Source organism: Mesocryomonas fontinalis (genome assembly GCF_055730125.2).
Genome location: NZ_JBUZWG020000001.1, coordinates 364,044 through 383,631, shown reverse-complemented (window position 1 = coordinate 383,631; position 19,588 = coordinate 364,044). Strand labels below are relative to the sequence as shown.

Genomic DNA, 19,588 nt, shown 5'->3' with positions numbered 1-19,588 from the left:
CTTCCCGCGCCAAAGCGCCTTGAAGGGGCGGTATCGCCCGGCGCATCCGATGCGTCAATCGGCTTGGCCTCGCGTCTCGGAGAACCTATCGCCTTGCGCATTCTCGTCACCGGCGCCAGCGGCTTCATCGGCCGGCATCTCGTCCCGCGTCTCCGGGCGGACGGGCACGACGTCCTCATCCTCCGGCGCGGCGAAGGTTCGGCGCCCGCCGACCTCGCCACCATCGGCAGATGGCAAGGCTGGCCGCCGGGGGTGGAAGCGGTCGTCCATCTCGCCGCGCTCAATCCCAGCCGGCACGACGGCGCCTCCCGCGATCCGGCCTGGCTGACGAGGGTCAACGTCGACGGGACGCGGGCGCTCGCCGAGCGTGCGGCGGCCGAGGGGGTCCAACGGTTTGTCTTCGCCTCGACGGCACTGGTGCAGACGCCTATCGCGGGCCGGCCGATCACCGAGAGCACCTTGCCCTCCCCGCAGAACCCCTATGCGGAATCGAAGCTCGCCGCCGAGACGGCGCTCTGGGAAGTTGCCGCCCGAACGGGGCTGGAGGTCTGCGTGCTCAGGCCGCCCTCGGTCTACGGCAAGGGTGGGCGCGGCAGCATCGCGGCGCTGATCCAGTTGGCACGGACCCGCCTGCCCTTTCCGCTCGGCGATCCGGCACGGCGCAGCATCCTGTCGGTCAGCAATGCGGCCGACGCTCTCGCCGTCTGCCTGACGCACCCGGCGGCGGCGGGCGAGACGTTCCTCGTCGCGGATGCCGAGCCGATGTCGCTGGGCGAGATGATCGCGGCCCTGCGGCGCGGCCTCGGGCGGGAGCCGCGGGTGCTGCCGTTTCCGCGAAAAGTCCTGGCGACGCTCGCCGCCCGGCTCAGCCGACAGGAAACGTTCGAGCGTCTGTTCGGCAGCTTCGTGCTCGACACCGGCAAGATCGAGCGCCAACTCGGCTGGCACCCGCCGGAGACGAGCGAGGACGCGCTGGGACGGGCGATCCGCGGCGACGACGAAGCGGGAACGCCATGACCGAGAAGAAGCCATCCGAGATCGCTGCCGAGCAACGGCTTGCCCGCCAGGAAGAGGCGCTGAAGGAAAACCTGAAGCGACGGAAGGAACAGGCGCGGGCACGGCGCCAGCGGCCCTCGGCGATGGGCGGGGACAATGATGAGACCGTGCCGGAGGAGTGAGCCCCTCCGGCACGGGCGATATCGCGTGGGACTCGCTATTCGGCGTTGCGGCGCATCAGGTGCTGTTCCCATGCGATGGCATGGCCGACGATCTCCTCGAGATCGTCATGAGCCGGCACCCAGCCGAGTTCCGTCCTGGCGCGGTCGGCGTTGGCGACGATGCTGGCGGGATCGCCGGCGCGCCGGCCGCCCTGGCGAATGGTGAAGTCGGCGCCGTGCACCGCGCGGACGACGTCGAGCACCTGCCGGACGGAGTAGCCGAGGCCGTAGCCGACATTGGCGACGATGTTCTCACCGCCGGCGCGCAGCCGGTCGAGCGCCGCCAGATGGGCCGCGATCAGGTCGGTGACGTGGATGTAGTCGCGCACGGCGGTGCCGTCCGGTGTCGGGTAGTCGTCGCCAAAGATGTCGATCGCCGGACGCTTGCCGAGCGCCGTCTCGACCGCGACCTTGATGAGGTGCGTCGCGCCTTTCGTCGACTGGCCCGACCGGCCGGCCGGATCGCTGCCGGCGACGTTGAAGTAGCGCAGCGCGGTGTAGCGGATCGGATGCGCCGCGGCGGCGTCCTCCAGCATCATCTCGCTCATCAGCTTGGACCGGCCATAGGGCGATTGCGGCTTCAGGAGGTTGTCCTCCGAGACCGGGCCGAGGCCGGCCATGCCGTAGACCGCCGCGGTCGAGGAGAAGATGAAGTGCGGCACACCGCCCGCCACCGCCGCGGCGATGAGATCACGCGTCTTGACGGTATTGTTGAGGTAGTAGCCGAGCGGGTCCGACACCGAGTCCGGCACCACGACGGAGCCGGCGAAGTGGACGATCGCGTCGATGCCGTGCTCGGCGATCAACCGGCCGACCAGCGCCTGATCCGCAATATCTCCCTGCACCAGCGTCGCCCCGGGCGAGACCAGCCAGTCGAAGCCGGTGACGAGGTTGTCGAGGACGATGACGCTCTCGCCGCGGTCGAGCAGGCCGAGAACCATGTGGCTGCCGATATAGCCGGCGCCGCCGGTGACGAGGACGCTCACCGTGCGCCGGCCGCGGTCATGATCGGGAGGTTGGTCATGGGTCTCTACTCCAAGTGTCTGATGGGGTGGACAATCTGGCGCTCGCAGTAACGTGGACTTCGCGCGCCGGCCCTTTTAGAACGTTTCTCGAAAGGAAATTCTCAATGATCGACTATCAGGGCCATTTTGAATCCGCGATCGAAGCGTTGCATGCCGAGCGACGCTACCGGGTGTTTGCTGATCTCGAAAGGATCGTCGGGCGTTTTCCAACCGCAGTCTGGCGCAACGATGGCGTCGCGCGCGAAATTACCATCTGGTGCTCGAACGACTATCTCGGCATGGGCCACCATCCCGCGGTCGTCGGCGCGATGCAGACGGCCGTGTCGGGCATGGGCACCGGCGCCGGCGGCACCCGCAACATCTCCGGCAACAGCCATCCGCTGACGCTCCTCGAGCGCGAGCTGGCCGACCTGCACGGCAAGGAGGCGGCGCTGGTCTTCACCTCCGGCTTCGTGTCGAACGAGGCGTCGATCTCGACCATCGCGAAACTTCTGCCGGACTGCCTGATTCTATCCGACGAGCTCAACCACGCCTCGATGATCGAGGGCGTGCGCAAGGCCGGCACCCGCAAGCAGGTGTTCCGCCACAACGATGTCGCGCACCTGGAGGAGCTCTTGAAGGCGGCCGATCCCGAGCGGCCGAAGCTGATCGTGTTCGAGAGCGTCTACTCGATGGACGGCGACATCGCGCCGATCGAGGCGATCGTCGCACTCGCCGAGCGCTACAACGCGATGACTTATATCGACGAGGTGCATGCGGTCGGCATGTACGGCGCACGCGGCGGGGGCATTTCCGAGCGGGACGGCGTGGCCCACCGAATCCACGTGATCGAGGGCACGCTCGCCAAGGCGTTCGGCGTGCTCGGCGGCTACATCACCGGCAGCGCGGCAGTGATCGACGCGGTGCGCTCCTATGCGCCAGGCTTCATCTTCACCACCGCGCTTCCCCCGGCGCTGGCCGCGGCCGCCACCGCCTCGATCCGCCACCTCAAGGCCTCGCAGGCCGAGCGCGACAGTCAGCAGCGGCAAGCCGCACGGGCGAAGACCGTCCTCGCAGCCGCAGACCTTCCGGTGATGCCGTCGGCGACGCACATCGTGCCAATCCACGTCGGGGATCCCGATCTCTGCAAGAAGGCGAGCGACCATCTGCTGGAGAGGCACGGCATCTACATCCAGCCGATCAACTACCCGACCGTGCCGCGCGGCACCGAGCGGCTGCGCATCACCCCGACGCCACTGCACGGCGACGACCTGATCGACACGCTGCGCGATGCGCTGGTCGAGACCTGGCAGGCCGTCGGCATCCCGTTCGCCGCCGACCGTCGGGTGGACGTTGCGGCAGAGCGCGTGGTGATGCCGCTGGTGATGTCGAAGGCCGGCGGCTGACGGCAGCCGGCGCCGGTCAACTGTCGTCGCTCAGCCGCGCCGCTCGCCGCCCCCAGAACCCTCGTCGGCGCTGGCGGGCGGCGTGACCGGGACGGCCATGCGCCGCGCCAGCACTGGCACCAGCAGCGCGATGCAGACGAAGCGCACCACGTGGTGCGCCGCCACATAGGCCGGGTCGAGGTTGAACTGGTAGGCGAGCACGGTCAGCGCCTCCAGCGCGCCGGGCGCATAGGCCAGCGCGACCTTGCCGAAGCCGATGCCGAGCGTCTGGAAGGCGATGAGGGCAGCGCAGGCGGAGAGCCCCAGCCCGATGGCGAAGGCGCCGAGCGAGGCCGGCAACAGCTCCAGCATGGCGCGGCGGTTTTCCGGCTTCAGCCGGCTGCCGATCAGCACGCCCAGGAACACCAGCGCCACGATCGCGATCGGCTGTGGCACCGCCACCGGTGCGAGGCCGCTGACATGCAGCGCGGCACTGGCAGCAAGGGCGCCGAGCAGGATCCCGCCCGGCACGCGCGAGAGATGGCCAAACCAGGCCGCCACGAGACTGACGCCTAAGAGAATGGCGTATTCGCTGAGCGGCCCGTCGGTGCCGCGGCTGGCGGCGAGAATACCCTCCCCGCCCTCCAGCCAAGCCAGTGTCGGCGTCAGCGCGCCGAGCAGCAGCAGCAGGCGAACGCTTTGCACGACGGTGATCCGCGTCATGTCGGCCCGCGTCTCGGACGCGGCGGCAAGGACGAAGGACATCGCCCCCGGCAGCGCCGAGAACAGCGCCGTCGACTTGTCCCAGCCAAAGCTCCTGCGCAGGAAGAAGTAGGTCGCCGTCGTCACCGCGACGACGCCGAGCATCTGGATGGCGAAGGACAGCGGCCACAGCGCCAGCTGGTCGACCACCGCGGGCGTCACGCCCGCGCCGGCCTGGATGCCGAGCACGATGAAGGTGGCGTTGCGGACGCCGTCGGGCAGGCGCGTGTCGATGCCGCAGAGGCTGGCGATCGAGACGAACAGCGCCGAGCCCAGCAGCCAGGCGACCGGCAGGTCGAGCAGCGCGGCGACTGTGCCCCCGGCGGCGGCGAGCACCAGCGTCAGGGCGAATGCGGCGAGGCGGGGCATGCGCATGACGGATCAGGCCTGTCGCCGGATCCACCCCTGGAGGCGGTCGGCGGCCATTTCCACCTCGTCTAGACGGCGGTGGAAGCAGGCGCGCAGGAAGGTGCCGGCGGACGAGCCGAAGGCGGTGCCGGGGGCGAGGCCGACGCGCACGTCGTCGAGGATGTCGAAGGCCGCCTGGCGGGTGTCCGAGATGCCGTCGATCGAGAAGAAGGAATAGAACGCGCCTTCCGGGGCGACGATGGCGACGCGATTGGTCGACAGCAACGCCCCGGTGAGGATGTCGCGTGCCTTGTGCGCCCGCTCGACCTGCTCGACGATGAAGGATTCGCCGTGGTCGAGCGCGGCGATCGCACCGCGCTGCATGAAGGCGGCGACGCCCGAGGTCGAATACTGGATGAGGTTTTCCAGGACCGTGCCGAACACCGCCGGGCACTCGATCCAGCCGACCCGCCAGCCGGTCATCGCCCAGTTCTTGGAGAACGAGTTGACGAAGAAGATCGGCTCGTCCGGCTGCATGATGTCGTGAAAGGACGGCGCCCGCCCGCCAGCATAGTGGAAGCGGTTGTAGATCTCGTCGGCGATCAGCGTGATGCCGGACTCGCGGACGATGGCGAGGATGTCGACCAGCATCTGGCGGTCGGCGGTCCAGCCGCTGGGGTTGGACGGGGTGTTGACGAAGAGGCCGCGGGTCTTCGGGCCGATGGCGGCCCTGAGCTTGGCGAGGTCGAGCTGCCAGCCGCTCTCGGTCCAGTCGAGCGGCACCTCGCGCGCCAGTCCGCCCGCGACGCCGACGGCGGCGGCAAAGTTCGGCCAGGCCGGGCCGATGAAGACGATCTCGTCGCCCTCGCCGGCCAAAGCCTGGATCACCAGTTGGATCGACTGCATGCCCGAGCCGGTGACGAAGAAACGGTCGGCCGAGACCGGCTGCCCGAAAGTGCGCTCGGTGTAGCGGGCAAGTGCCTCGCGCAGTTCCGGCAGGCCGCGCTGCCAGGTGTAGAAGGTCTCGCCGGCGGCAAGGCTCGCCGCCGAGGCATCCCGGATGAACTGCGGCGTCGCAAGATCCCCCTCGCCGGCCCAGAGCGGGATGACGCCGTCGAGCGTCCGGCCATAGTTCATCACGGCGACGATGCCGCTTTCCGGGGCGGCCGCGGCGGCGGGGCGCAGTCGATCGAGAGGGCTCATGAGATGCCTTGCAGGATGGGGGCACGGCCGGCCTCGGCGCGCCATGTGCCGCCATCGCGCTTTCGCCCGCGCACGTCAACCCTCGGGGCGGTGACCGACCTCAGCTCGGGTCGGTGAAGCTGCCGAAGCGGGCCGGCTGACGCGCGGCGTCCGCCCGGCTGTTGGCAAGGAGATCGCGGATTTCCTGCAGCAGCTTCTGTTCGGCCGGCACCTCGGCGATGACCGCGGGCTTCGCTTCTTCCTTGCGCTTCAGCCGGTTCATCCCCTTGACGACCATGAAGAGCACGAAGGCGACGATGAGGAAATTGATCAGAAGCGTCAGGAAGGCGCCGTAGGCGACGACGGTGCCTTGCTCGCGGGCGACCTCGAGGCTGCCGGACGTGACGTTGCCGGAAAGCGCGAAGAACTTGTTGGTGAAATCGACGCCGCCGGTGACGACGCCGACGAACGGCATGATGATGTCCTTCACCATCGACTGGACGAGGCCGGAGAAGGCGGCACCGATGATGATGCCGATGGCCAGGTCCACCATGTTGCCTTTCAGGGCGAATTCCTTGAACTCTTTGATCATCGCTCGTTCCCTCGCGCGGACGGGTCCCGCCCATTTCATTCTATGACCCTTCCGGTCATGACGCAGCGAGAGCCAAGACAGCAAACGGAAGGATGTCAACGTGCACAGCTGGATCATCGTCGTTTCGGCGATCTTCTACCTCTTCCTGCTGTTCGCCGTGGCGCATCTTGGCGACCGGCGCTCGGCGGAGGGGCGCGCGCGGACCAGCCGTCCGGGCGTCTATGCCCTCAGCCTTGCCGTCTACTGCACCTCCTGGACGTTTCTCGGCTCGGTCGGGGTCGCGGCCCGGGACGGCTTCGACTTTCTCGCCATCTACATCGGCCCGATTCTCGTCTTCCTGCTGGCGCCGCGGCTGATGCAACGCGTGGTGCAACTCGCGAAGGCCGAGAAGATCACCACGATCGCCGACTTCATCGGAGCGCGCTACGGCAAGAACCCGGCGGTCGCCGCCATCGCCACGGGGATCGCGCTGGTCGCGGCGGTGCCCTACATCGCCCTGCAGCTGAAGGCGATCTCGACCGGCGTCGCGACGCTGATCGTCTACTACCAGCCGCAGGCGAGCCTGCCGCCGTTCTTCGGCGACAGCGCGCTGTTCATCGCGCTGCTGCTCGGCCTCTTCGCCATCCTGTTCGGCACACGCCAGGCCGATGCGACCGAGCACCAGGACGGACTGGTGCTGGCGATCGCGATGGAATCGATCGTCAAGCTCGCCGCCTTCGTCGCGGTCGGCCTCTGGGTCTGCCTCCAGCTGTTCGACGCACCGGCGCTGTGGCAGGCCGCTCGCGCCGAGCCGGCGATCCGGGCCGCCTTCTCGAAAGGCCTCGACGGGCATTTCCTGGCCTCGCTGATCCTCAGCGGCTTTGCCATCCTGATGCTGCCGCGGCAGTTCCACGTCACCGTCGTCGAGAACCGCTCGCCCGAGGAGATCCGGCGCGCCCGCTGGCTGTTCCCGCTCTACCTCGTGGCCATCAACCTCTTCGTCGCGCCGATCGCCATCGCCGGCATGCTGAAGCTCGGCGGCACCGTCGACAGCGACCTTTATGTCCTCGCCTTGCCGCTGTCGGAGGGCAATTCACTGTTGGCGCTCATCGCCTTCCTCGGTGCGCTGTCGGCCTCCACCGCCATGGTGATCGTCGCCTCGGTCGCGCTGTCGATCATGATCTCCAACGACCTCGTCCTGCCGGTCCTCCTGAAACGGCGAGACACCATCGTCACCGGCGAGCGCGACGCGACGCGGCTGATCCTCGCCGTCCGGCGCACGGCGATCATCCTCATCGTGCTGCTCGGCTATCTCTATTACCGCTTTGCCGGCAGCAGCACGGGGCTGGCCTCGATCGGCCTCCTCTCCTTCGCCGCGGTCGCGCAGTTCGCGCCGGCCTTCCTGATCGGGCTCGGGTGGAAGGGCGCCAACGCCCGCGGCGCGAAGGCGGGGATGATCTCCGGCATCGCGCTCTGGTTCTACACCTTGCTGCTGCCGGCCGTCCTCCCCGGCTCGGCCCTGGTCATCGACGGACCGCTCGGTATCGAGATGCTGCGGCCGCAGGGACTGCTCGGCCTGTCGCTCGATCCGCTGCTGCACGGTGCGTTTCTGAGCCTTGGCTGCAATGCGCTGCTGCTGGTGCTGGGATCGCTGACCCGCCAGCCGAGCCCGCGCGAGCGCATCCAGGCCTCGATCTTCGTGCGCCAGGACGGCGGTGCCTCGACCGGGTTCCGGCGGGCCCGCGCCGGCGTCACGGTCGGCGAGCTGAAGGCGACGATCGCCCGCTATCTCGGCAGCGACCGCACCGAGCGATCGTTCGACAGCTTCGGCGTCGCCGAAAGGCGCCAGCTCGCCGATACCGACGAGGCGGACAGCCGGGTCGTCGGCTTTTCCGAACAGCTCCTGGGGTCGGCGATCGGCTCGGCGTCGTCGCGGCTGGTGCTGTCGCTCCTGCTGCAGCGGCACAAGGGCTCCAGCCGATCGGCCATCCGCCTGCTCGACGATGCCTCGGAAGCCCTGCAGTACAACCGCGACATCCTGAGGTTGGCGCTCGACCAGGTCGACGAGGGCCTTGCGGTTTTCGACGCCGACTTCTGCCTGACCTTCTGGAACCGGCAACTGCGCGACCTGCTCGACCTTCCGCCGCAGCTGGGCCAGGTCGGCACGCCGCTGACGGCATTGCTGGAGCAGCTGCGGCGCGAAGGGCAGATCGACACCAGCGAATACGCCAGGAGCTTCGAAGTCCTGACCAATGCCCCGGCGCTTCGTCAGGTGTCGCTGCGGCGCTCGAACCGGGTCGTCGAGATCCGCACCCATCCGATGCCGGAGGGCGGTCTCGTGCTGACCGTCGCCGACATGACCGAGCGCGAGCGCCACGCGGCGACGCTGCACGAGATGAACGAGACGCTGGAGGAACGGGTGCGCCAGCGCACGGCCGAACTCCTCAAGGTCAACGCGGCGCTCGCCGAATCGCGGCAGGTCGCCGATGCCGCCAACATCGGCAAGACGCGTTTCCTCGCCGCCGCCGGCCACGACATCCTGCAGCCGCTGAACGCCGCCAAGCTCTATGCCTCGGCGCTGCAGGAGCGCTATTCCCGCCTGCCCGGCAAGGCGCTCGCCGCCAATATCAGCTCCTCGCTGGAATCGGTCGAGGCGATCCTCGGCGCGGTGCTCGACATTTCGCGGCTGGATGCCGGTGCCATGGCGCCTTCGCTCGAGGATTTCCCGCTGGAACCCCTCTTGCGGCAGATCAAGACGGACCTTGCGCCGCTGGCCGAGGAAAAGGGCGTGCGTCTGCGGTTCGTCGAGACCTCGGTGACCGTCCGCTCCGACCGCAACCTGCTGCGCCGGCTGCTGCAGAACCTCGTCTCCAACGCGGTGAAATATACTCGTACCGGCAAGGTCGTGGTCGGCGTGCGCCGGCGCCCGGGGCAGCGGATCGAGATCGCGGTCATCGACAGTGGCATCGGCATTCCCCGGCACCAGCTGCAGAACATCTTCCAGGAATTCATCCGCCTCGACGAGGGCACCCGCACGGCGCAGGGGCTGGGCCTCGGCCTGTCGATCGTCGACCGCATCGCCAAGGTGCTCGACCATCCCGTTAGCGTCACCTCCGAGCACGGGCGCGGCACGCGCTTCCATGTCGGCCTTCCCCGCCGCCCGGCGATGGCGCCGGCGCTGGCAGCGCCGACCGCGGTACGGGTGCACCGGGCGCTGCGGCTCGACGGCATGCTGGTGCTGGTCCTCGACAACGATGCCTCGATCCGCGACGGCATGGCTGCGCTGCTGTCCGGCTGGCAGTGCGAGACGCTGCTTGCCGGATCGCTGGCCGAGGCTATCCGGGTGTGCGGAGCGGCCGAAAGGTTGCCGGACATCGCGCTGATCGACTTCCACCTCGACCAGGGCACCGGGCTCGACGCGCTGTCGCGGCTGCGCTGGCAGATCGACCGGCAGCTGCCGGCGATCATGATCACCGCCGACCGCTCCCCGGAAGTGCGCGAGCACGCCGCGGCGATCGGCGTCGACGTCCTCACCAAGCCGCTGAAGCCGGCCTCGCTGCGCGCCGCGATGGCGCAGCACCGCGGCCGGCGCGAGGCGGCGGAATAACGCGGGAGACGGAAAGCCTCCGTGCCTCGCCGTCTCGCTCGTTCGCGCTGGCTACCGGCTGACGTTGTCCTCGCGGCCGGGATCGAGCTGGCCGAGCCGGATCACCGCCTGGGTTCGGCTGTCGACGCCGAGCTTCTGCAGCACGGCCGAGACATGCGCCTTGATCGTCGCCTCGGAGATGCCGAGCTCATAGGCGATCTGCTTGTTGAGGAGCCCGCGCCCGAGCATGGTGAGGACGCGGGTTTGCTGCGGCGTCAGGCTGCGCATCTGCTCGATCAGCGCGGCGACCTCCGGATCGCCCTCGGCGCCGAGCTGGACGTTTGCCGGCAGGTAGACGTCGCCGGCCAGCAAGGAAGCGATAGCGGCGCGGATCTCCTCGAAGCTCGCCGATTTCGGAATATAGCCGGACGCGCCGAGATCGAGCGCCCGGCGGATCAGCGGCGCATCCTCGCTGCCGGAGACGATGGCGATCGGCACGCCGGGGTGCTCCGCCCGCATCAAGGCGAGACCGGCAAACCCGCTGGCGCCGGGCATGTTGAGGTCGAGCAGGAAGAGATCGGCCTCCGGATGCGCCGCGATCGCCGCCGCCGCCTGGTCGAAATCGGCAGCTTCGACGATCAGATGCTTGCCCGGCAGCGACGCCAGGATCTCCTTCAGGGCGCCGCGGAACAGCGGATGATCGTCGGCGACGATGAAGGTACGGTTCACGGGGCGCCTTGCAACGGTTTCACGGGCCGGTCTTTCTCGGTCAGCGCAGCGGAAACGCCGGCCACGCTTGCAACGAACCGCATCGCGGCGGAAGGTTCAAGGGGCAGGCGCTGCCGGGCAAGGCTTACTGCTGCCGCCGGCGCATCTTTCCGACCGGTCAGGCCCGGCCGCCGAGGCTGCTGCGGCCGGGCTGGCCGGCGCGGGTTCCGGCAAAGTGCAGCACCACCTCGCGGGTATGGGCTCGCACCCGGTGTTCGACGACGTAGAGGCCCTGCCAGGTGCCGAGCATCAACCGGCCGCGCAGCACGGGGATGGCGAGGCTCGTCGCCGTCAGCACGGTCTTGATGTGCGCCGGCATGTCGTCCGGCCCCTCGATCGAATGCCGGTAGATCGGACCGGCCGGGGCCAGCCTGTCCAACGCATCGAGAAGATCGGCCTGCACGTCCGGATCGGCGTTCTCCTGGATCGTCAGCGACGCCGAGGTGTGGCGGATGAAAACGGTCAGAAGCCCGTCGCCCGCCTCCAGCGTCGACAGCCGCTCCTGAACGGCCTGCGACAAATCGAGCATCGAGCGCCCCTTGGTGCGGACGGCAAGCGTCTCGATGAACTGCATCGGCTCCATCAATGCCGGTCTTCCCTTCTCACGCCATTACACGACCGGCCAGTGCCGGCAGGAGTGACGGCGCTTTGCCTTCGCCCATCGTCCCTCCATAATCCCAGACCATGATCGTCGTCGCGATGGAACCACCGGACCTCTCGCAGCGCAAAAAAGTCCGGACACACGGCTCATGAAAGTCCGGCTGTCCGGCAGAAAAAGGAAGCGTGATGACCGTCAAGCGCCTGATCATCGACCCCGCCGATTTCGACCTCAGCCGTGCCGAGCCGGAGCTGATGGCGATGAACGCCGACATCATCGCCTTGCAGCGATCCCGCCCGAGCCCGTGGAGCGCGCCGATCACGGCGGTGCGCCAGGCGCGGGCCGAGGGACGTGGCGTGTTTCCAGCCGCCCCGGCCGATCCCGACGCGACGACGACCGAGGTCCGGGGACGCGGCGGTCAACCGATTTCCGTGCGGATCCTGCGCCCCGCCGGACAGGCGGCGCGGGGGACGTTCCTGCACTTTCACGGCGGCGGATGGGTCTGGGGCAAGGCCGCCGAAAACGACCCGTTCCTGCGCCGGATCGCCGATCAGACGGGGATGGCCGTCGCCTCCGTCGACTACCGCCTCGCACCGGAGTTTCCGTTTCCGCACGGGCCCGATGATTGCGAGGACGCTGCGCTCGCGCTGGTTGCGGGAGACATCGCCGATGCGCACGGCCCGTTGCCGACCGGATACCTAGCCATCGGCGGCGAGTCGGCCGGCGCGCATCTCGCGGTCCTGACGCTGATCCGGCTGCGGGACGGGCATGGCAAGGCGCCGTTCGGCGCCGCCAACCTCAATGCCGGCTGCTACGACCTGGCGCTGAGCCCCAGCGTCCGGCGCTTCGGCAGCGAGCGGCTGGTGCTGAACACCGAGGACGTCGCCGCCTTCGCCGAGCGTTTCCTGCCCGCCGGCAGCGACCCGCGCTCGCCCGACATCTCGCCGCTCTACGCCGACCTCACCGGCCTGCCGCCTGCCCTCTTCACCGTTGGAACCTGCGACCTCCTCGTCGACGACAGCCTGTTCATGGCGACGCGCTGGCTGGCGGCCGGCAACGATGCGGAACTCTCGCTGGTCACCGGCGGCTGCCACGTCTTCCAGAACCTGCCCTCGTCGACCGGCGTCCGCTCGATAGCCGAAATGGCAAGCTTCCTCCGCCGTCACCAGGCGGCCATCGACGACACACACGGCCACGAACGGCTGGTCGAGCAGATCTGAACTCCGTCAGAAGGCTTCAGCAGCCTTCCTTGGTGTCAGGACCGGTTGCAGCCTAAATACAATTAAGGGCTTTTAAGCGCTGAACTATATTCAGCAAACTTGCCGCGCCTCCGATCTCAACTATGAGTTGTATTGCTACCCGCATTTCCCGCGGCGGCTTGAGATTGGAGGTCGCCCATGGCTGTCGTCGAACGAAACCTGTCGCTTTTCCCGCTTTGCCGAGCGTTACGAACGCCGCCGCCTTTGAAGAGAGGGTGCTGCGTGCGGTTGCCGCCCGAGATCGTCAAGGATCCTGATCCGGCCACCTATGACGCCGAAGAGGTCTTCGCGGGCGGCGTGCCCCCCACCTTCAACAGCCCCGACATCAACACCATTCACCTCTGGCCCGCCAAGCCGTTGGACACCCTGACGGCGGTCGTCCGAAACCTCTCGCCGGAAGCCGCCGCGCATCGCACCCGCGTCGATCTCAGCTGGAGCCCCTTCGGCATCGGGCTGGAAAGAATGCTTCTCGGTTCCGCATTCCTCGATCTGGCGCGGGCGGGAATGCCGGGAAGCGAGCAGACGCTGTCCTGGCCCTCGCCGCCGCCGCTTGTTGCAGCCGGTCGATATGGCGTCTTCGTCGAGCTTCAGCATCCGTTCGACCGCGACAGCAGCAACAACCGCGGGCAGCAGACCGTCGACGCGATGCAAACCAGCGACGGCCGGTCGAGAACCTTCATCATTCCCGTTCGCAATCCATTCGCCACCGTTCGATCGATCTCGGTTTCAGTGTCGCCCTCGCCTTTCGCTGCCTGGGCAACCTTGGCGCCGGCGGCCTTCACCCTGGCGGGCGGGGCGCAGCAGAACGTCGCCATAAAGATCGACGTGCCGTCAGGATTGCCGGTCTCGCCACCGGGAACGCTGATCAGCGCGACGATCGACGTCGCCGCCCAGTCCTCCGGCACGCTGCTCGGCGGCGTGTCATTCATCATCCTGCTGGACAGTTGAGGGGCACATGAAAAACGACATCTGCTTCCGTTTCGGTATCGTCGCCGGCGCCTCGACCGGCCTTCTGATCAACCTTCTCGCATCGCCAGCCTGCTGCGGGACGGAAATGCTGTCAGCCGGACAGACGGTGGCCTACGGCATTCTGGTGTCCGTGCTGATGACCGCCATCGCCGTGGCGTTCGCTTGCCTGGTCTCGCCCCGCCCCAAGGCGCTGCTCTGGATCATCGGCATGCTGATCGCGGTGGTCGACGGTGCGTTGCTCGGGCCGGTGGCCTACGCGCTGCCACACCCCGCGCTCGCCCTTCTCGTCTGCGCCTTGCTGGGCGCGTTGCTGGCCAACCTCCTCTGCGCGCTGACCTGCCGCGAGGGTCTGAGCTTTGGAAGGACACGGCCATGACTGCTCCCGTCTGTGGTGCACAGAAACCCACCCCCGTCCCGGGCCCGTTCGACTGGTTCCTGTTTACCGCGGTGGGTACCGCCGCGGCGGCAACCGCTGCCGTCTATGCCGGCGGAGTGCCGGTGGTGAGCGGGATTATCCAGGCCATCCTCGGCTACGCGGTCGCCGCCACGACGACCGGTCCTGCGGTCCTCACCTCGGCCTTTGCAGGCGTCGCGGCGATTATCGTGCTCGTCCTGTATTTCGCCTTGCAGCCGGATGGCTGCATCCGCTCGACGCCGGAGGGACAGGCCGTCTGTTTTTCCGGGATCGTCGAGGAGACTTCCGACACGGGTTCGGCGGCGATCGCGGTTCTCGCGCCGTTCGCGATCCCACCGTCCGGGATCTTCAATGTCGTCGTCAAGAGCATGTACTGGAACCTGACGAGCCAGGACGCCTTCTGGGTCTACTGCTCGCAGCTGGGCTCGGCGATGCTGCCTTGCATCATCAAGAGCAAGAGCGCCTGCGGCGGCAAGATCGGCAGCCTTGCGGGTGCGGCAGTCGGCGCGGTCGGGGGTCTGATCCTCGGCTACATCGCCGCCGCCGCACTGGGCGGCGCCATCGGTTGCGCGGCGAGCGGCCCGTTTTATCTCCTGTGCCTTCTCGTCGTGCTCATCGTTGCCGCGATCGTGGCAGCCGCCGTCGCCTATGTCGGCGTCCTCATCGGCGGCTGGATCGGCCAGGGGATCGGTTCGGTCGGGGCGGATCCGGTGGGTGACGAATGGGAGGGACTTGACCGGGGCGCCATCGTGACGGTCCGGGGCAACTGGGTCACGAACCCGGACATCGGCAACAACGAAATCTTCTACGTCATCGAGCTGCACCGCAACGGCATGGCCGATCTCAAGGCCAGCTTCACGACGGAAGACGCCGATGCGACCGCTGGAGACGACTGTGCGGTGGCACCGAGCCCGCCGAAATGACCGGGCGTCTCCCTGCAGTCTGAGCGGGGCATCTCGCCAGGCTTACGGGCCTGAGAGGCTCAAGCTCCGAGCGTCGTGCTTTTCCAAGGGAAGCACGGCGCTCGCTGGTCAACGCTGGACTGTCCCGGCTGGCAGGCGGACGGACCTAGCGGGGCCTGCCTCAGGTCCGGTTCGGGGTGTTCTCCGGGACGGGCTTCTCGTCGTCCAACTCCCTCGCGATGTCGCGGAAGGTGCGGAGGATGTGCTTCATCTGGCCGAGCGCCTTGTCGAGGTCGGCATCTTCCGGCAGCACGGACTGCGGCGGCTTGCGCGGGCCGGCGAGCGGGGCGGCGGCGTCGCCATCGGCCGGCCGGCCATCCTTCAAACTCGCCACCTCGTCGGACAGCTCGCGGATGCGATCCTCCAGCCGCTGGCGTTCGTCCTCGGATGGCTCGCAGGCGATCTGGCCGTTGTCGACCTGGCAGAGGCTGATCTCGCCGGTCTGGGTGTCCAGCCGCGCAACGCCGCCATCGACGGGCTGCATCGAATAGCGGGATGCGGCGGAAGGCGGCATGAGGCTCTGGGAGGACGGGCTCTGTGGCACCAGACTTTGCGCCATGGCAGCGCCGCCGGCGAAGATGATCGCGGCACCACCGGCCAGAGCGAGGATCAGGATGGCGATCGCGGTCTTCATCGGCAACTCCCTGGGGCCAGGAACTCCTGGGCGCCCGGAGCTATCACACGCAAATTGGGCGAGATTGCCGCGATTGACCTTTATCACCATGTCTGGCAACCGAGGCTATGAGCGATCCCATCTACAAGATTGCGCCGAGGGCGCTGTGGCAGGCCGCTGAACAGGCAGGGCGTTTCGACGGCGCGCCGGTCGACCTCGCCGACGGCTATATCCATTTCTCGACCGCGCTGCAGGTCCGCGAGACCGCGCACAAGCATTTCACCGGCCAGCGCGAGCTGCTGCTGATCGGGATCGACCCCGACAGGCTCGGCGACGCGCTGAAGTGGGAGCCCTCGCGCGGCGGTCAATTGTTCCCGCACCTCTACGGTAAGCTGAGCTTGAACGCCGTGCTGTTCGTCGAGGAACTTCCGGTCGACGCCGCGGGCTACCACGTTTTTCCTGCGAGCATCCGGTGAGCCTCTACGACGTCGCCCGTCCCCTCCTCTTCAAGCTCGACGCCGAAAAAGCGCACGGCCTGTCGATCGCGGCGCTGAAGCGGGGCGTCATCCCGCGCATCGACATCCCCATCGACAGCCGGTTGCGCACGGCGGTCGCAGGGTTGTCCTTTCCGAACCCGCTCGGCCTTGCTGCCGGCTACGACAAGAATGCCGAGGTGCCCGACGCCGTGCTGCGGCTGGGTTTCGGCTTCACCGAGGTCGGCACGATCACCCCGCTGCCGCAGGCCGGAAACCCGCAGCCCCGGGTCTTCCGCCTGCCGGCGGCCGGCGCGGTGATCAACCGGCTCGGCTTTAACAACGAGGGCGCTGCGGAAGCCTACGAGCGGCTGCACCAGCGGCGGCGCAAGTCCGGCATCGTCGGCATCAATGTCGGCGCCAACAAGGATGCGGCGGACCGCATCCACGATTATGTCGAGGGGATCAGCCGCTTCGAGCCGCTGGCGAGCTACCTCACCGTCAATATCTCGTCGCCCAACACGCCGGGCCTTCGCAAGCTGCAAGGCGGCGACGACCTCGAGCGCCTGCTGGAGGCGGTGGTCGCCGCCCGCAACGGCGCGGCGGCGATCGACGGGCGGCCGCGCACGCCGATCTTCCTGAAAGTCGCGCCTGACCTCGACCGCGAGGAGATCGCCGCCATTGCGCGGTCGGTCGCAGCGCACGGCATAGAGGGGCTGATCGTCTCGAACACCACGCTGTCGCGCGACGGCCTGTCGACCACGCTGCTGAACCGGAACGAGGCCGGTGGCCTTTCCGGTCGCCCGCTGTTCCGGCGTGCCACCTATGTGCTGGCGGCGTTTCGCCGGGCGCTGGGGCCGGACATCGCGTTGATCGGAGCCGGTGGCGTCGACAGCGCCAAGACGGCGATCGCCAAGGTCGAAGCGGGCGCCGACCTCGTCCAGCTCTACACCGGCCTCGTCTATGGCGGGCCGCGCCTGCCGACCAAGATCCTCGCCGGCATGAGCCATTTCATGGACCTCAACGGCATCGGCCGGCTTGCCGAAATCCGCGACCGCTCTGTCGACCGCGTGCTCTCCGCCGGCCCCGACGCGAACTGAGCGTCGCCTCATGCGGGGGCGAACGTCCGGCGGCGGCGGCCGGGCAAGGCGGCCAGCAAGGTCAGCCCGCGCAGCGACAGAAACACCTCGAAGGCGAGCCAGAGCCCGTGATTGCCGAAGGACGGCACGAGGGCGAAGGCGAGGACGGCGAACAGCGCCGTCGACAGCAGCATCATGTCGCGCATCGTCCGCGACCAGGTGGCGCCGATGTAGATGCCGTCCATGACGAAGGCGAGCGCCCCGGCGAAGGAGGCGATCGACGCCCAGAAGAGATAGGGCCGAGCCGCCGCCCGCACCGCCGCGTCGGTGGTGAGAAGATCGACGATCGAGCCGCCGGCGACGAGGAACATCAGCGTCAAAAGACCCGACAGCGCGAGGCCCCAGGCGATCGACAGGCGTACCGCGCGATCGAAGGCCGGCCGCCAGAACGCCCCGACCGAACGGCCGACCAGCTGCTCGGAAGCCGTCGCGATGCCGTCGAGGAAATAGCCGCCGATCATGAACATGTTGAGGAGGACGCCATTGGCGGCGAGCGTCAGCGCGCCGAGGCCGGCTCCGAGACGGGTGAACAGCATGTAGCCGCCGAGCAGGCAGAACGAGCGGATCATGATGTCGCGGTTGAGGGCGATCATCTTGAGGAAACCGGCCTTTTCGAACACCCGCCGGCGCGTCGGCCGCTCGGCACGATCGAACCCGCGGATGACGAGGACGAGGCCGACCACGGCCCCGATCGCCTCGCCCGACACCGTCCCCAGCGCAACGCCGGCGACGCCGCCTTCCCAGACGAGCCCGAACAGGATAGCGAGACAGATGTTCGCGCCGTTGATGACGACCTGCAGCCCGAGCCCGAGCGCGCCCTTGCCCCGCCCAAGGACGTAGCCGAGGAGCGCGTAGTTCGTCAGCGCGAAGGGCGCGGAGAACATGCGCCAGAACAGATAGGTGCGCGTCGCCTCGGAGACCGCGGCATCGGGGGAGATGAGGAAGAGACCGGCCACCGAAATGGCCGGCTCCAAGAGGACGAGCCCACAGCCGATGACCAGCGCCAGCACCAGCGCGCGCCAGAACACCGCCTGCATCTCCGTCCCGTCGCCCTCGCCGAGCGCCTGCGCGGTGAGGCCCGTCGTGCCCGAGCGCACGAAGTTGAAGGTGGCGAAGGCGAAGTCGAAGATCAGCGCGCCGACGACGAGCCCTGCCAGCGCGGCGGCATCCCCCATCCGGCCGACCACCGCGATATCGGTGAGCCCCAGCAGCGGAGTGGTCAGAAAAGCCAGCGTCATCGGCACGGCGATCCGCAGGACCTCGCGGTTGGTCACATCGAACGGTCGGGCAGTACGGGGAGATGCAGGGATCATGACACGGGTCCATCGGAGCTCGGAGGACGGCGTGGCAGCTTCGACGCGAGGCGGCAAGGGGCGTCGTCAGTCGGCCTGCTGACGGTACCGAACCGCGCCCTATGTCAGCGGAGATGAGCTTGCCGATCGTCCACCATCCCGCCTTCGACGCCCTGTTCGACGCCCGGCATCGCTTTCCGATGGGCAAGTTCTCGCGGCTCGCCGAGATCCTCGTCGAGGACGGACTGGTGCCGGACGGGTTTCACGTTCCCGTGCCGGCGACCCCAGAGGAGTTATGCCGGGCGCATTCGGCCGGATATGTCGATGCGGTGCTGTCGCAGACGGTCTCCCCCGCCATGGAAAAGGCGATCGGCTTTCCCGTCGACGAACGCGTCTCGCTGCGCTCGCGCTGCGCCACCGGTGGCACGATCCTCACCGCCCGGCTGGCACTGGAGCGGGGCCTTGCCTGCAACAGCGCCGGCGGCAGCCATCATGCGTCGGCGAATGCGGGTGCCGGATTCTCCGTCTTCAACGACGTCGCCGTCGCCGCCCGGGCCATGCTGGCCGAGCATCTTGCCGGCCGGGTGCTGGTCTTCGACTGCGACGTCCACCAGGGCGACGGCACCGCCCGGATCTTCGCCGGCGATCCGCATGTCTTCACCCTCTCGATCCACGGCGCGCACAACTATCCCGAGGTGAAGCCGCCATCGGATCTCGACATTCCCCTTCCCGACAAAACCGGCGACGACGCCTATCTCGCCGTCCTGCCCTACGCGCTCGAGACGGGCTTTGCGCAGGCGCGGCCGGACATCGTCTTCTACAATGCCGGCGTCGATCCGCATGCGGACGACCGGCTTGGCCGCCTGTCGCTGTCCGACGAGGGCCTCGCCGAGCGCGACCGCCGCGTCATCGGCTTCTTCCGCCAGCGCGGCATCCCGGTGGCCGGCGTCATCGGCGGCGGCTACTCCCGAGACATCGACAGTCTGGCGCACCGCCACACGATCCTGCACCGGGTGGCGTCGGAGTTTTGCTGATCGCCCCCACA

The 19,588-nt window shown here is 68.2% G+C and carries 19 protein-coding genes; 11 read left to right on the top strand and 8 right to left on the bottom strand.

Going from position 1 to position 19,588, the window contains the following annotated elements; all coding sequences use genetic code 11:
• The first annotated feature begins 93 nt into the window (after positions 1-93).
• Together ACZL02_RS01755 and ACZL02_RS01750 are read left to right on the top strand one after the other, a co-directional pair.
• Positions 94-1,017 (top strand): NAD-dependent epimerase/dehydratase family protein, encoded by a 924-nt coding sequence (locus tag ACZL02_RS01755; protein ID WP_472938478.1) that lies wholly within the window; start codon positions 94-96, stop codon positions 1,015-1,017.
• Positions 1,014-1,178 (top strand): hypothetical protein, encoded by a 165-nt coding sequence (locus ACZL02_RS01750; RefSeq protein ID WP_472938477.1) that lies wholly within the window; start codon positions 1,014-1,016, stop codon positions 1,176-1,178. Before ACZL02_RS01755 ends, ACZL02_RS01750 begins: the two co-directional genes overlap by 4 nt.
• A gap of 35 nt (positions 1,179-1,213) precedes the next feature.
• Here ACZL02_RS01750 and galE read toward each other — a convergent pair whose 3' ends face one another.
• Positions 1,214-2,203, bottom strand: a complete 990-nt coding sequence (gene galE / locus ACZL02_RS01745) for a UDP-glucose 4-epimerase GalE (RefSeq protein WP_472938476.1) — start codon at positions 2,201-2,203, stop codon at positions 1,214-1,216.
• 146 nt (positions 2,204-2,349) lie between these two features.
• Here galE and hemA point away from each other — a divergent pair, with 146 nt between their 5' ends.
• Positions 2,350-3,627: a 5-aminolevulinate synthase gene (gene hemA / locus ACZL02_RS01740; RefSeq protein ID WP_472939086.1), complete on the top strand. Its 1,278-nt coding sequence runs from the start codon at positions 2,350-2,352 to the stop codon at positions 3,625-3,627.
• A gap of 30 nt (positions 3,628-3,657) precedes the next feature.
• On the opposite strand, the gene ACZL02_RS01735 is transcribed toward hemA, so the two are convergent.
• The 3 genes from ACZL02_RS01735 to mscL form a co-directional block, all read right to left on the bottom strand.
• Complete coding sequence (locus ACZL02_RS01735) at positions 3,658-4,743, bottom strand: AbrB family transcriptional regulator (protein ID WP_472938475.1); 1,086 nt, start codon at positions 4,741-4,743, stop codon at positions 3,658-3,660.
• Between the two features lie 6 nt (positions 4,744-4,749).
• On the bottom strand, positions 4,750-5,919 hold the full coding sequence (locus tag ACZL02_RS01730; RefSeq protein WP_472938474.1) for a pyridoxal phosphate-dependent aminotransferase: 1,170 nt from the start codon (positions 5,917-5,919) through the stop codon (positions 4,750-4,752).
• Between the two features lie 100 nt (positions 5,920-6,019).
• Complete coding sequence (mscL, locus tag ACZL02_RS01725) at positions 6,020-6,490, bottom strand: large conductance mechanosensitive channel protein MscL (RefSeq protein ID WP_472938473.1); 471 nt, start codon at positions 6,488-6,490, stop codon at positions 6,020-6,022.
• 100 nt (positions 6,491-6,590) lie between these two features.
• Between mscL and ACZL02_RS01720 the strand changes: the two genes are divergently transcribed.
• Entirely contained in the window at positions 6,591-10,076 is a 3,486-nt protein-coding gene (locus tag ACZL02_RS01720) for a hybrid sensor histidine kinase/response regulator (RefSeq protein WP_472938472.1), read from the top strand.
• Positions 10,077-10,127: 51 nt separating this feature from the next.
• On the opposite strand, the gene ACZL02_RS01715 is transcribed toward ACZL02_RS01720, so the two are convergent.
• Both ACZL02_RS01715 and ACZL02_RS01710 read right to left on the bottom strand, forming a co-directional pair.
• Positions 10,128-10,784 (bottom strand): response regulator transcription factor, encoded by a 657-nt coding sequence (locus ACZL02_RS01715; RefSeq protein ID WP_472938471.1) that lies wholly within the window; start codon positions 10,782-10,784, stop codon positions 10,128-10,130.
• 157 nt (positions 10,785-10,941) lie between these two features.
• The gene (locus tag ACZL02_RS01710; RefSeq protein ID WP_472939085.1) at positions 10,942-11,406 is read right to left on the bottom strand and encodes a secondary thiamine-phosphate synthase enzyme YjbQ; all 465 of its coding nucleotides are present in this window, start codon (positions 11,404-11,406) and stop codon (positions 10,942-10,944) included.
• A gap of 221 nt (positions 11,407-11,627) precedes the next feature.
• Here ACZL02_RS01710 and ACZL02_RS01705 point away from each other — a divergent pair, with 221 nt between their 5' ends.
• The 4 genes from ACZL02_RS01705 (at position 11,628) to ACZL02_RS01690 (ending at position 14,987) form a co-directional block, all read left to right on the top strand.
• A complete protein-coding gene (locus ACZL02_RS01705; RefSeq protein ID WP_472939084.1) occupies positions 11,628-12,641 on the top strand; it encodes an alpha/beta hydrolase in 1,014 nt (337 codons plus the stop codon).
• Positions 12,642-12,818: 177 nt separating this feature from the next.
• Positions 12,819-13,628 (top strand): hypothetical protein, encoded by an 810-nt coding sequence (locus ACZL02_RS01700; RefSeq protein WP_472938470.1) that lies wholly within the window; start codon positions 12,819-12,821, stop codon positions 13,626-13,628.
• A gap of 7 nt (positions 13,629-13,635) precedes the next feature.
• The gene (locus ACZL02_RS01695; protein WP_472938469.1) at positions 13,636-14,025 is read left to right on the top strand and encodes a hypothetical protein; all 390 of its coding nucleotides are present in this window, start codon (positions 13,636-13,638) and stop codon (positions 14,023-14,025) included.
• Positions 14,022-14,987, top strand: coding sequence for a hypothetical protein (locus ACZL02_RS01690; RefSeq protein WP_472938468.1), 966 nt, complete (start codon positions 14,022-14,024; stop codon positions 14,985-14,987). Before ACZL02_RS01695 ends, ACZL02_RS01690 begins: the two co-directional genes overlap by 4 nt.
• Positions 14,988-15,147: 160 nt before the next feature.
• Here ACZL02_RS01690 and ACZL02_RS01685 read toward each other — a convergent pair whose 3' ends face one another.
• Positions 15,148-15,660 carry a hypothetical protein gene (locus tag ACZL02_RS01685; protein WP_472938467.1) on the bottom strand — a complete coding sequence of 171 codons (513 nt, stop codon included), beginning with the start codon at positions 15,658-15,660 and terminating at the stop codon, positions 15,148-15,150.
• Between the two features lie 107 nt (positions 15,661-15,767).
• Here ACZL02_RS01685 and ACZL02_RS01680 point away from each other — a divergent pair, with 107 nt between their 5' ends.
• Together ACZL02_RS01680 and ACZL02_RS01675 are read left to right on the top strand one after the other, a co-directional pair.
• Positions 15,768-16,115 carry a DUF952 domain-containing protein gene (locus tag ACZL02_RS01680; protein ID WP_472938466.1) on the top strand — a complete coding sequence of 116 codons (348 nt, stop codon included), beginning with the start codon at positions 15,768-15,770 and terminating at the stop codon, positions 16,113-16,115.
• Entirely contained in the window at positions 16,112-17,212 is a 1,101-nt protein-coding gene (locus ACZL02_RS01675) for a quinone-dependent dihydroorotate dehydrogenase (protein WP_472938465.1), read from the top strand. The genes ACZL02_RS01680 and ACZL02_RS01675 overlap by 4 nt, the downstream gene beginning before the upstream one ends.
• An 8-nt stretch (positions 17,213-17,220) precedes the next feature.
• Here the strand turns inward: ACZL02_RS01675 and ACZL02_RS01670 are convergent, their stop codons facing one another.
• Entirely contained in the window at positions 17,221-18,564 is a 1,344-nt protein-coding gene (locus tag ACZL02_RS01670) for an MATE family efflux transporter (protein ID WP_472938464.1), read from the bottom strand.
• A 113-nt stretch (positions 18,565-18,677) separates the two neighbouring features.
• Between ACZL02_RS01670 and ACZL02_RS01665 the strand changes: the two genes are divergently transcribed.
• Positions 18,678-19,577: a histone deacetylase family protein gene (locus ACZL02_RS01665; RefSeq protein ID WP_472938463.1), complete on the top strand. Its 900-nt coding sequence runs from the start codon at positions 18,678-18,680 to the stop codon at positions 19,575-19,577.
• The last annotated feature ends 11 nt before the right edge of the window (positions 19,578-19,588 follow it).